The sequence below is a fragment of the Sphingomonas sp. NPDC079357 genome, from assembly GCF_044901155.1.
GTDB lineage: Bacteria > Pseudomonadota > Alphaproteobacteria > Sphingomonadales > Sphingomonadaceae > Sphingomonas.
This window is the reverse complement of sequence record NZ_JBJDOM010000001.1, coordinates 1,002,779-1,014,642: the sequence shown is the minus strand read 5'-3', so window position 1 is coordinate 1,014,642 and position 11,864 is coordinate 1,002,779. Positions and strand designations below refer to the sequence as shown.

The 11,864-nt window shown below is 64.5% G+C and carries 6 protein-coding genes; 4 read left to right on the top strand and 2 right to left on the bottom strand.

The window, feature by feature from the left end; genetic code table 11:
* Positions 1 to 11: 11 nt before the first annotated feature.
* From ACI2JO_RS04665 to ACI2JO_RS04650, 4 genes are all read left to right on the top strand, one after another.
* Positions 12 to 1,496: a tryptophan halogenase family protein gene (locus tag ACI2JO_RS04665; RefSeq protein ID WP_404719558.1), complete on the top strand. Its 1,485-nt coding sequence runs from the start codon at positions 12 to 14 to the stop codon at positions 1,494 to 1,496.
* Positions 1,497 to 1,514: 18 nt separating this feature from the next.
* Positions 1,515 to 3,434: an NPCBM/NEW2 domain-containing protein gene (locus ACI2JO_RS04660; RefSeq protein ID WP_404719557.1), complete on the top strand. Its 1,920-nt coding sequence runs from the start codon at positions 1,515 to 1,517 to the stop codon at positions 3,432 to 3,434.
* Positions 3,431 to 4,753: a DUF4832 domain-containing protein gene (locus ACI2JO_RS04655; protein WP_404719556.1), complete on the top strand. Its 1,323-nt coding sequence runs from the start codon at positions 3,431 to 3,433 to the stop codon at positions 4,751 to 4,753. Before ACI2JO_RS04660 ends, ACI2JO_RS04655 begins: the two co-directional genes overlap by 4 nt.
* 209 nt (positions 4,754 to 4,962) lie before the next feature.
* Positions 4,963 to 5,220, top strand: coding sequence for a DDE-type integrase/transposase/recombinase (locus ACI2JO_RS04650; protein WP_404719555.1), 258 nt, complete (start codon positions 4,963 to 4,965; stop codon positions 5,218 to 5,220).
* A 299-nt stretch (positions 5,221 to 5,519) separates the two neighbouring features.
* Here the strand turns inward: ACI2JO_RS04650 and ACI2JO_RS04645 are convergent, their stop codons facing one another.
* Together ACI2JO_RS04645 and ACI2JO_RS04640 are read right to left on the bottom strand one after the other, a co-directional pair.
* Entirely contained in the window at positions 5,520 to 8,453 is a 2,934-nt protein-coding gene (locus ACI2JO_RS04645) for a TonB-dependent receptor plug domain-containing protein (RefSeq protein ID WP_404719554.1), read from the bottom strand.
* A gap of 404 nt (positions 8,454 to 8,857) precedes the next feature.
* Positions 8,858 to 11,224 carry a prolyl oligopeptidase family serine peptidase gene (locus ACI2JO_RS04640; RefSeq protein ID WP_404719553.1) on the bottom strand — a complete coding sequence of 789 codons (2,367 nt, stop codon included), beginning with the start codon at positions 11,222 to 11,224 and terminating at the stop codon, positions 8,858 to 8,860.
* Positions 11,225 to 11,864 lie beyond the last annotated feature (640 nt).

Genomic DNA, 11,864 nt, shown 5'->3' with positions numbered 1-11,864 from the left:
GGAAGGACGCGATGCAAAGGATTGTGATCCTCGGCGGAGGTGCCGCCGGCTGGATGGCGGCGGCGTGCGTGGCGCGGGTGCTGGGCGCACCGGATCGTACGATCACGCTGGTTGAATCGGCGGCGATCGGTACCATCGGAGTCGGCGAGGCAACGATCCCGATGATCGAGAGCTTCCACCGGATCCTCGGGCTGTCGGCGGTCGACGTGCTGCGCGCGACCGGGGCGACGTTCAAGCTCGGGATCGAGTTCGTCGACTGGACGCGGCTCGGCGACCGGTACTTCCATCCGTTCGGCGCGCTCGGCGCTGATCTGAACGGGATCGGCTTCGTCCAGCACTGGCTGCGGCATCGTGGCGGCGGAGGAACGAGTGCGCTGCGCGATTATAGCGCCGAGGCGCAGGCCGCCGCAGCCGGCAGGTTCGGGATGGTGCAGCCGACCTCCCCGGACGCCGCCCCGCCACTGCAATTCGCTTATCATTTCGATGCGACGCTCTATGCCGCGATGTTGCGCCGTTATGCCGAGGGTCTCGGCGTAGTGCGGGTTGAAGGCGTGGTAGACGCGGTACGGCGCGAGGCGGAGAGCGGTGACGTCGCGGCGTTGCGGCTTGCCGACGGGCGCGACGTCGCCGGCGATTTTTTCCTCGACTGTTCGGGATTTGCGGGCGTCCTGATCGAGGGCGAGCTGGCTGCGGGATATGACGATTGGAGCGAGTGGCTGCCGTGCAATCGCGCGCTTGCGGTGACGAGCCCGGCTTTGTCGCCGCTGCCGCCGTTTACCCGTGCCACGGCGCTGGAGGCCGGCTGGCAATGGCGCATCCCGCTGCGCCACCGCACCGGCAATGGTCACGTTTTCTGCGACACCTTCGTCGACGAGGACGCGGCAGCGACACGATTGTGCACCGCGATCGGCGACCCCGATGCAACGCCGCGCGCGCTGCGCTTCACCACCGGGCGGCGGCGGCGCGCATGGGTGCGCAACGTCGTCGCGCTCGGACTGGCGAGCGGCTTTGTCGAGCCGCTGGAGAGCACCTCGATCTTCATGATCCAGTCCGCGCTCGCCAAGCTGATGACGCTGTTCCCGCGCGAGGGCCGCGTCAGCGCGCGCGTGGTCGATCAGTATAACGCGATGATCGCGACCGAGTGGGAGCGTGTCCGCGACTTCATCGTCGCGCATTACAAGGTCACCGCGCGCGACGATACGCCGTTCTGGCGGCATTGCCGGTCGATGGCAGTGCCGAAATCGCTCGCCGAACGGCTCGCGCTGTTTGAGGAGGACGGCGTGTTCGTCGAACAGCCGCACGACCTGTTCAAGGAAGCCAATTGGGTCGCGGTGCTGGCGGGGCAGGGCATGATCCCGCGCCGTCATCACCCGGTCGCCGCGATTGCCCCGCTGCCGGCGCTCGACGCGCAACTGGCGCGGATGCGCGCGACCATCAAGGCGCAGGTCGCCGCGCTGCCCGATCACGACACTTATCTGGCGCGCTGCGTCGCCTGACGTTTCGAGGAATTTGCGATGCGCCTTTCACGCCTGACCCTGCCTGCGCTGGCTCTGCTGGCGGCTTCAACTGCCGCTCATGCCGCGCCCGATCCGCTTGCCCCTGCCGGACGCTGGACATTACCCGATCGCACGGCGGCGCGGACTCCGCCGATGGGCTGGAGCTCGTGGAACGCCTTCCGCACAGAGGTTGACGAGGCCAAGGTGCTCGGCGCGGCTCAGACGTTGGTCGATAGCGGGCTGGCGCGGCTCGGCTATCGCTACGTCAACGTCGATGACGGCTGGTGGCTGAAGCGGCGGACCGACGACGGACGGCTGCTGGTCCGCACGGCGATCTTCCCGTCAGCGGCGGTGCCGGGCGGCGACAGCAGCTTCCGACCTTTCACCGATCGGCTGCACGCGATGGGGCTGAAAGCTGGTCTCTACAGCGACATCGGCCGCAATGCCTGTTCGCAGGCCTATGACCTTCAATCGCCCAACCTGCCCGAAGGTACGACCGCGGAGCGCGAGGTCGGATTGTACGGGCATGTCGATCAGGACATCGCGCTGTTCTTCCGCGATTGGGGATTCGATTACCTCAAGGTCGATGCGTGCGGCATCAACGTCTATGCAGCGGGTGCGCCAATAGTGGTGCAGAACAACTATCGCGCCTTTCCGCCGTTGATTGACCAGGCGTCCATCAACCGCACCGACGTGCCGCAGGTCCGCTCGCTATACGCCAACGTCGCCGCGGCGATCCGCCGCTATGCGCCCGACGGTGACGCGATCCTGTCGCTGTGCACCTGGGGCAGCGCCGATGTGCGCCGCTGGGGCAAGGAGGTCGGCCATCTGTGGAGGACCAGTCAGGACATCACCCCCAGCTGGACGCGGATGCTTCACAATTTCGACAGCGCGTCGACCCGCGCGCTCTATGCCAAGCCGGGAGCGTGGAACGATCCGGACATGCTGTTCATCGGGCACGGCGACTTCGATGCCAGGCATCTGACCGAGGCGCGGTCACACTTCGCGCTTTGGGCGATCATCAACGCGCCCTTGTTTATCGGCTACGACCTGCGCGGCGCGCCCAAGAGCCTGATGGACATCTGGAGCAATGCGGACATCGTCCGCGTCAATCAGGACGCGGGCGGGCACCAGGGGGTGATCGCTTATGCGTCCGACGACGTGCAGACGATCGTCAAGACGCTGAGCAACGGTCACAAGGCTGTCGTGCTGTTCAATCGCGGGCTCGCGCCGGCGACGATGGAGCTGACCGCGGTGCAGATGAAGCTGGCCCCGGATGCGCCGATTACGCTGCGCGACCTGTGGACGGGCAAGACGCTGCCCGTGTTCACCGGCGAGACGCGCTTCGACCTCGCGCCGCGTGAGACGCGGATTTTCGAGGTGTCGGGGACGCGGCGGCTGCGCGACGGCATGTACCTGTCCGAGGTGCCCGGCGACGTGAACGTCGCGGTCGACGGGATCATCGAGCCCGAGCCCGACCCGGTGGTGCACCGCATGATGGGGCAGTGGAGCGGGACACGCGATACCGGCGAACGCCCGGTTTATGCAGGCTGGGGCGGGGCGCAGGCCGATGCAACGCCTTATGATCAGACGTTGCAGATCGCCGGGCGGAGCTTCGACACTGGGCTGGGTGTGCTCGCCGGGTCGCGGCTGGAGGTGCGCAACACGCGTGCCGCGACGCGGGTCGAGGCGCTGGTCGGGGTCGATGACTCGACCCGCAACACGCGCGATGCGGTCGAATTCCTGATTTATGGCGACGGTCGGTTGCTCGCGCGTAGCGGGGCGCGGCGGTTCGGCACCGCGGCCACGTCCCTGTCCGCCGATGTGCGCGGGGTGAAGGTGATCGAGTTGGTCACGCGCGCCGACCGGCGAACCAGCGACCTGCCGATCATCACGACCTGGGGCGAGGCGGCGCTGCGCGGCGGAGCGGCGCGATGATCGCGTTTGCCGCTATGCTGCTGGCGACCCTGCAGACTGCCACCTTCACACCGAGCGAGGCAGAGATCGCCAATCCCGAACGCGGCTTTTATCGCGCCGGTGAGCGCGACCTGGCCGCGCTCGACCAAGCGTCACTCGCCCGCGTCTATGCGGGCGGCGAGCGGCTGGTCTATGCGCGGATCGACCTGTCGAAGTATCGCAACGGGCCGATCGCAGCGCGCGATCTTGACCGGCTGGTGCGCGGCTTCGCGGCGGCGCGCGCCGCGGGGATCAAGCTGATCGTCCGCGCCGTCTACAATTATCCGCGCGGCGAGACCGACTATCATCAGGCGCAGGACGCGCCTCTGCCGGTGGTGCGCGCGCATCTGGCGCAACTGAAGCCGGTGTTCGCGGCTAATGCCGATGTGATCGCCTTTGTGCAGGCGGGGTTCATCGGGGCTTGGGGCGAGTGGCATTCGTCGTCGAACGGCCTGACCAGCGCGCCCAATCGACGCACAGTGCGCGATGCGCTGCTGGCGGCGGTGCCGGAAACGCGGTCGATCCAGTTCCGCTACCCGCCCGACCTGATCGCGTGGGGACCGCTGCCGCGGGTCGGCTTCCACAATGACTGCTTCATGGCGAGCCAGACCGATGTCGGGACATTTTCCGAGGACCTTGGGCAACGCACGCGCGAGCAGGCAGCGATGGCCCGGCTGACCGCTGAGGCGCCGTTCGGAGGGGAGACGTGCAACCCGGCAGACGATCCCGGCGCAATCCCGCGCACCAGCTGTGCGGCAATCCTGGACGAGGGCGCGCGGTACCACCTGAGCTACCTCAACGCCGATTATTACCGCCGACTGTTTCATGATCGCTGGACCGCGGGCGGGTGTATGGCCGAGGTGCGGCGGCGGCTCGGCTATCGTTTCGCACTTGTCAGCGCGTCGATCGTGCCGCGTGGGCGGCCGGGAGGCGATTGGCACGGGATCGTGACAATCCGCAACGAAGGTTGGGCGCGACTGTCGAATGCAAGGACACTTGAAATCGTGTTGATCGATAGCGTCAACGGGACTCTCCGTCGCATTCCAGTTCGGTCGGTTGATCCGAGAGAGTGGTTGCCAGGCACGGCAACCAAAGTCGCTTTCGCCACTCGCCTTCCGCCAGATCTTGCGGGGGGGAAATATGCCGTGGCGCTGGCCCTACCAGACGAAGCATCAACGCTACACGATGATCCGCGTTTTGCGATCCGTTTCGCCAATCACGATCTGGATGAAATCGGGCAAAGGTGGGAGCAGCGCACTGGTGTTTTCCGGGTCGGATTAGATCTAATGATCGAGCCGTGAGGGTGTTTGAGAGTCGGGCTCTGTCGAACCAAATGCACCGGCTGGTCATCGGGTGATGGTGGGGTAGGGCAGGGGCATGCCTCGCCCGCGCAAGCCAGCCTCGCCGTTCCGCTACCTCAACGCGTCGCCGGAGGTGATCCGGCTGGTGGTGCTGATGTACGCGCGCTTTCCGCTAAGTCTGCGAAACGTCGAGGATCTACCGTGCCGCCATGAACGAGCTGGGCAACGCCGAGAAGCAGGAGGTTGGCCGCTGGGCGAACAACCGGGTGGAAAACAGCCACCTGCCGTTCGGTCGGCGAGAGCGGGCGATGCAGCGCTTCCGGCAGATGAAGACGCTGCAGAAGTTCGCTTCCGTCCACGCCAACGTCCACAATCACTTCAGCCTGGAACGCCACCTCATCGACCGACAGACTTATCGGGAACGACGCTCCGCCGCACTGGCGGAGTGGCAGGCGCTCGTCAGCTGAACGTTGTCGTCAAAAATCGAAATGCATCGTGTGGAGACGGGTTCGCATTAGACTGACAGCACCCTTCAGCGCGAACGCGATCTGCTCTTCCGTGTACCTCGACTTCTTCATGTCCCGGCTCCCCGCCCGCAGGCGTTAAAGGGCCGGGAAACTCTCACTTAAACCGGATGAAAAAACAGGGAGGACGTCAATCAGCGCGCCCGTGTGAATCCTTCTTCGACTCAGGCCAGCCGGAAAACGCTCCATGCGCAACGGGCGGAGCCGACACCACGAGATGTCTGCCTCCGCCCGTCCCGTGATCAGCGCATGAACCGCAAGCCGACGAAGAACGTCCGCCCGATCACGTCAAAGACGCCCGCCTGATAACTGTAATCGAAGTTCGCACCGCCCGCCTCGGCACCCGGGATGCGCGGCGGCTTGCGGTCAAAGGCGTTATTCATTCCGCCTGAGAGATCGAGATGCTTGTTCAGGCGGACATAGGCGAAGAAGTCGTTGTAGAAGATGTTTGGCGTGTAGATCGGGTCGTATTTATCCTCCGTGATGGTCGTCGACGGGCGCATCGGGGAGAAGTGGCGCAGCGTCCAGGTCGCGCCCCAGCCTTCGTGCGTGTAGCTGGTGCGCACCACGCCCTTCCACGTCGGGCTGCCGAATACGCCGCGATATTCGGTACGCGTATCGAGATCGGTCGGATCCAGCGTGTAGCGCCGGTTCAGCAGCCGCGCATAATTCGCGGTGATCGACAGCCTGCCCGCATTCGCGCCCAGTCCCAGCCGGTTAAGATCCAGCGAATAGACCAGCCCCAGATCGATGCCGCGGGTAAGGTACTGCGCGAGGTTCAGCTTCTGGGTGATCACCGACTTGAGGTTGTTGCCCGAATCGCGCGTGACCAGCGAGCAGAAGATATTGGTCAGCGACGGCTGATCGACGCACTTGTTGATGATCGTTTGCGCACTGAAGGCGTCGATCGCGTTGCGCAGGTCGATATCAAAGTAATCGACACTGAACGACAGGCCGGGGATGAAGCGCGGCTCAATCACGGCACCCACCGTCAGGGTGTGCGCCGTCTCCGGCTTCAGCGCCAGATTGCCCTTGGAGACGATGTCGCGATAGACCCAGTAAGTGGAGCGATCGGTCGGCGCGAGCTTTGCGCAATTGGCGGCGGTATATTGGGTGCGGTTGATCCGGTTCGCCAGATTGTAGCTGTTGCACGGATCGTTGATCCACATGCCGGCGATGCTGCTGGCGGTGAAGAGCTCGCCGATATTGGGCGCGCGGACGGCCTGGCCATAGGTGGCACGAAAGCGGATGTCCTGGATCGGCGCCCATTCGCCGCCCGTCTTCCACGTCGTCGTCCGGCCCGCTGTGCTGTAATCAGAGAGGCGGACCGCGCCGTCGATCGACAGGCTGTTGAAGAACGGCGTCGCGCGCAGGAGCGGGACGTGCACCTCGCCAAAGGTTTCCTTCACGTCGTAATTGCCGACCAGCGGCGTCTGCGTCTGACCCAGCGTCGCATCGTAGCGCGGGCTGTTGGGGTCATATTCGGCAGAGACGCCGATATCGTTACGCTCCTTGCGATATTCCGCGCCGACCACCACCTGTACCGCGCCGCCGGGCAGGTCGAAAAGTCCGCCCGAGATGTAGGCGGAAGCAACCTGTTGCGTCATCGCCGACTTCGCCCAGCTCGACGTGTACCGAATGTAGTTGATCATCGCTGGCGTGAGCTGCACGAACGGATTGATCGCTACGCAGCCATTGCCCGGTTCGTCGAGCGTGCTGCGGCACACCGCATTGCCGTTTGCATCGGTCGTCGAATCCAGGCCCAGAGTCCAGCGCGGATTGGACGTCGTATTAAAGTCGCGAGACTGCTGTTCCGAGCGGCCATAGGAATAATAAGCGGCATAGTTCCAAGGGTGCCCGAGCAGCCGGAAATCGCCCTCTGCGCCGATGACGCCCTGGAATGTCTTGCGTCGGTACTGGGCTTCCGGCGTGCCGACCTCCATCACGCGGCGCGCGAAGTTGATGCCGCCAGCCGGCACCGTCCCGCCGGCCGCCGCGCGCATCTGCGCGGTGATGAACGGACTGTCCGACGGCACCACGTCATAGCCGAAGCCGGTCAACGGCGCGTAAGCGGCGTTTGCGGTGTTGCGCGAGAAGCTGGCATTGCCGAACAGACGGAATGCGTCGCTGACATCATAATGCGTGGAGATGCGCGATGAGAAGCGCTCCGACGGCACCGACAGCAGCCAGCCGTCATAGCGTCCGTGGTATTCGCCGCCGTTGCCCGCCAGCAGCGTGCCGAGTGCCTGACCCGGGTTGGCAAGGTCGATCTTGACCGGGTTCAGCAAGCCTTCAGGGCCAAGGTTCGGCGCGCGCAACGTGCCGTTCGCCGCCACCGCATAGAGTTGCTTGTTCAGGATGACCTGCGCCGAGTCCGACGAGTAGATGCTGTAGTTGCCGTCGTAGATCTTGAATTTCTCGGTGCTTTTGGTCCGCGCGTAATAGGGAAAGCCTCGTGCCGTCCATGGGCGATCGGCGCCGCTGATCCCCTCGGGTTGATTGTCGTAAAAGGCGTAGAAGGTCACGTTCCCGCGGCCCTCGGCAAAATTCTGGCCGGCCAGCAGGTCAAAGCCATATTGCTGCATGTCGTTGCGCGTCGACGCATTGTAACGAAAGTTCGACTCCAGCCCGCTATAATTCTTTTTCAGGATGAAGTTCGCGACGCCCGCGACGGCATCCGCGCCGTACAAAGCGGACGCGCCACCCGTGACCACCTCGACACGTTCGACCAGGCTGGACGGGATGTTGCTCAGATCGACCGCCGACGTTCCGGGGATAGCCGGAACCACCCGGCGGCTATCGACCAGCACGAGCGTCCGCTGCGTACCCATGCCGCGCAAGTCGAGCGCGTTGATGCCGGCATTTCCTGCAAGGTTGCTGGTCTGGTTGGTCTGCGTGACCGCCAGTGAGGGCAGCTGATTCACCACGTCGATGATTTGCTGCGATCCGACCGTAAGGATATCGGCAGCGGTGACGATCGCGACAGGCGCGGGACTGTCCTTGATGCCCCGGCGAATTCGCGACCCGGTGACGACGATATCGGTCGGTTCGCTATCGACCGTTGCCTCCTTCGCCTTCGACTCCGACACCTTTGCGGCCTGCGCGTAGGAAAGCTGCGGAAAAGTTACGGCCCCCAGCAGCAACGCTATCCGCATGCCCTTCAAACCAGCTGTCATGTTTCCCCCTCCGTCTATAGTATCTGGTATACGAAACTGAACGTTATCTTAAGTCAAGTTGAGCAATGTCATTACTGAGGTGGAACAGAACATCTTGGCTGGGGTGTGGGATTTGGGTGACACTGCGTGGCGGGCGGGCCGAGCCGGACCTCGCCTCGCGTGCCGAGATGGTCGGGCATTGGTGCTTCCCGCACAGGCGGCGGGGGACCGCCAGTGGCGAGCGTGTGGTCTCGGGCGATCGCCGATTCGAGGTCGTCAGTGCGATCTCTGCACACGCGACCGGCCGGCTGACGATCGACGGCAGGCGCGACCAGCCCAGTGGTCGCGACATGTGCGATGCTGCCCGACCCGGAGGCATCTTGCCTCACCGAAATGCCCTGCCACTGCAGAGCCCTGAAAGTACTTTACCGCATTTTTACAGTTGTGGTGCGGGCTTTGCTGGCGTCCGTTTCGACGGGAAGCGCGGAAGGCCGGGATTGGTATGGTGGCAGGGGTGGAGGCGTTTCGCCCAGAAGATATCGGACGAAATACTCGCGAAGCTTCAGCCAGAAATACGGCTGGAACACGTTGTGTGACGTGTTCGGCAGGACGACGACATCGACGTCACGGCCTTTGGAGATCAACTCACTGGCAAGACGGAAGCTCTCCGTCACCGGGACATTGTCGTCGATGTCGCCATGCACCAGCAGGAGTTTGCCGACCAGATTGCCTGCGACCGAAAAGTTGGAATTGCGCTCCCACATCTCCGGAGAGGCGAGGCCCATCGACGCCTCGGGCCACCATGCCTTGTCGAGTCGCAGGTCATGATTGCCGGCGCCGGCCACGGCGACCTTGAAGAATTGTGGGCGGCGCAGGATGAAGCGCGCGGCGTCATAGCCGCCCGCAGAAATCCCGAACACGCCGACCTTGTCGAGATCGATATAGGGGTAGCGCGCGGCCATCTGGCGGATCATCGCGATATGATCGTCCAGGCCGACCTCGCCCAGATTCTGATAGGCAGGCAGCCGGAAAGCCTGACCGCGACCCGACGTGCCGCGGGCATCGATGCTGACGACGAGCGCACCCAGCTGCGCGACGCTGGCCGGGGCCGATCGCACCGTCGCTTGCCAGCTTTGTGGGACAATATGGTTCGTCGGCCCGGTATAGGCGAAATCGATGATCGGATAACGACGCGTCGGATCGAAATTGGCCGGTCGCCAGATCATGCCGTGCAGCGGCGTCTTGCCATCGGCCGCGAGTCCGCGGAACGGCTCGGGCGTCGTGAAGCCGTTCGCCGACATGCCAGCGGGATCGGCCTTGCCCAACGTCGCGACGATCCGGCCATCCGTGGCAGACCGCAACAGGGTGATTGTCGGCGTGGTCGGGCTCGACATCGTGTCGACGAACCATTGCGCGTCAGGCGAGATCTGGGTGTCATGGTCGAGCGGTTCGGGGGTCAACAGTACGGGCTGCGACCCGTCGAGTGTTACACGGTAGAGGGCGCGAAAATAGGGGTTCCGATCCGCTTCCCGCCCGTTGCCGGTCAGGAGCAGCGTGCGCGCCGCGCCGGGAATCCGCGTCACGCCAGTCACTTCCCATTTTCCGACGGTCAGCGGCTGGCCGCCGTCGGGATCATCGGGGCGCACGAGGTAAAGCTGCGCCCAGCCGCTGCGCTCCGATACGACCAGCTCCCCGCCCAGATCGTCGGCCGGCATCATCTGCGTGGCGGTGACGGTGACGAGCGGCTTGACCGCCTCGCGCGCGACGACGGTCGCCGTGCCGGTTGCCGGATCGGCCCGGAAGATCTCCAGCCTGGCATAGCCGCGTTCGGTCCGCTGCGACCGGACGAACCTGCCGGTCCAGCCATAAGTGGGCTCGGCCGGATAGAGCAGCGCTTCGGCGGGGATCGCGAGCGGGACGAGCCTGGCCTCACCCTTGCTCAGCGCCTGTTCGACGTTGACGGTGTACAGCGTCACCTGTGGCAGCGAGGCGGCCCCGGCCAGCGGATAGATGTAGCGGAAACTGCGCGGCAGGAGCCCGCCCGGATTCTGCTGGGTCATCGTCAGCGGGGCCACGCCGTGCGTATCCAGCCGGAAGGTCGCGACGTAACGGCCGTCGTCGGACCAGCGCACCGACACCGGCATTTTCGGCTCTTCGGTGCCTTGCTTCAGGATTTCGGACAGCAACGGCAGCGTTTGCCCGTACCGCCGTTCACGGTCGCCATCGCTGGTCAGCGCGACCTCGCGGCCCGAACGACGATCGCGCGCGATAAGATTATAGCCGCGCGCCAGGATCTCGAACCGACCATCGGGGGAGCGTGCACCCTCTCCGTCCGGCGGCTCGGCTGGCCCTTCCGTGAGGATGCCAGCTTTGTCGAGCGACCAGTGCTTGTCCATGAAGGTGAAGTGAAGCGTGTCGTCGACATAACGCGGCGAGTCGAGCTGCACGGACCATGGATCGACCCTTTTGCTCAAGGTCCGCGACAGCATTTCGGCGAGGGTGGCTTCCTTGAACCGAAAGCGCGTCGAACCGGTGCGCAGATCCACGATGCAGATGTCGCGCTTGCCGTAAAAGCCGGGGCGATAGATCAGCCATTGCCCATCCGCGGTGAAGATCGGCTGGAGATCGGCATTTATCGATAGCCGCTCATTCCCGATCCCCAGCGCCTTGTCCGCCAGTACATATCGCTCGGCAAGGGTGGGCCGGGCATGAGCGGTGGGCCGGGGATAGGCTGCGCGAGCCGCCGGGCGCGCGGCGATGCCCGACTCGACCAGAAGGATCGCAACCGCCAACGCCGCCCTATGAACGCCTGAACGCACCTTACGCCTCCACATATTTTCGTATCCTATATACGAAATTGTGCATCCAGCAAAAGTTGGCGTTGGGCGTTACGTGACACTCCGCTTCCATTCCGCAGATCGTCGGTAGGGTGGGGCTTAGAGCAGTTTCCAATCGGGCCGGGGTCATGCCCCGCTGGCGCAAGCCAGCCTGGCCGCTCCGCTATTTCAACTCGTCGCCTGACGTGATCCGGCTGGTGGTGCTTGGTGTACGTGCGCTTTCCGCTGAGCCTGCGGAACGTCGAGGATCTGCTGTTCGGGCGCGGGATCGATATTTGCCACGAGACGGTCAGGCTGTGGTGGAACAGGTTTGGTCCGCTGTTCGCCGGTGACATCCGCCGGCAGCGGTTAGGCCGAATGCGAGGGTCTGCAACGGGTCAGGCGGTGGGGGATCGCCAGCGTACTTTGGCGGCCGATGGGGCGGCACTCGTGGAGTGAATACACCCCACCGCACCCGCGCACCGGAACCCGGGTGCACTGGTGTGCGCAATGCCGCCGCGCGAGGCTGATCCCGCGAACCGGCCGCATGGTGCAACCAGGCATAGATGTGAGCCAACCGGCTTGATCCGGTACTCACGGCGAGACTGACTGCCGG

Coding starts and splice junctions, on each gene's coding strand:
- ACI2JO_RS04660 (WP_404719557.1), top strand. CDS start 1,515: ATGCGCCTTTCACGCCTGACCCTGCCTGCGCTGGCTCTGCTGGCGGCT.
- ACI2JO_RS04650 (WP_404719555.1), top strand. CDS start 4,963: ATGAACGAGCTGGGCAACGCCGAGAAGCAGGAGGTTGGCCGCTGGGCG.
- ACI2JO_RS04645 (WP_404719554.1), bottom strand. CDS start 8,453: ATGACAGCTGGTTTGAAGGGCATGCGGATAGCGTTGCTGCTGGGGGCC.
- ACI2JO_RS04665 (WP_404719558.1), top strand. CDS start 12: ATGCAAAGGATTGTGATCCTCGGCGGAGGTGCCGCCGGCTGGATGGCG.
- ACI2JO_RS04655 (WP_404719556.1), top strand. CDS start 3,431: ATGATCGCGTTTGCCGCTATGCTGCTGGCGACCCTGCAGACTGCCACC.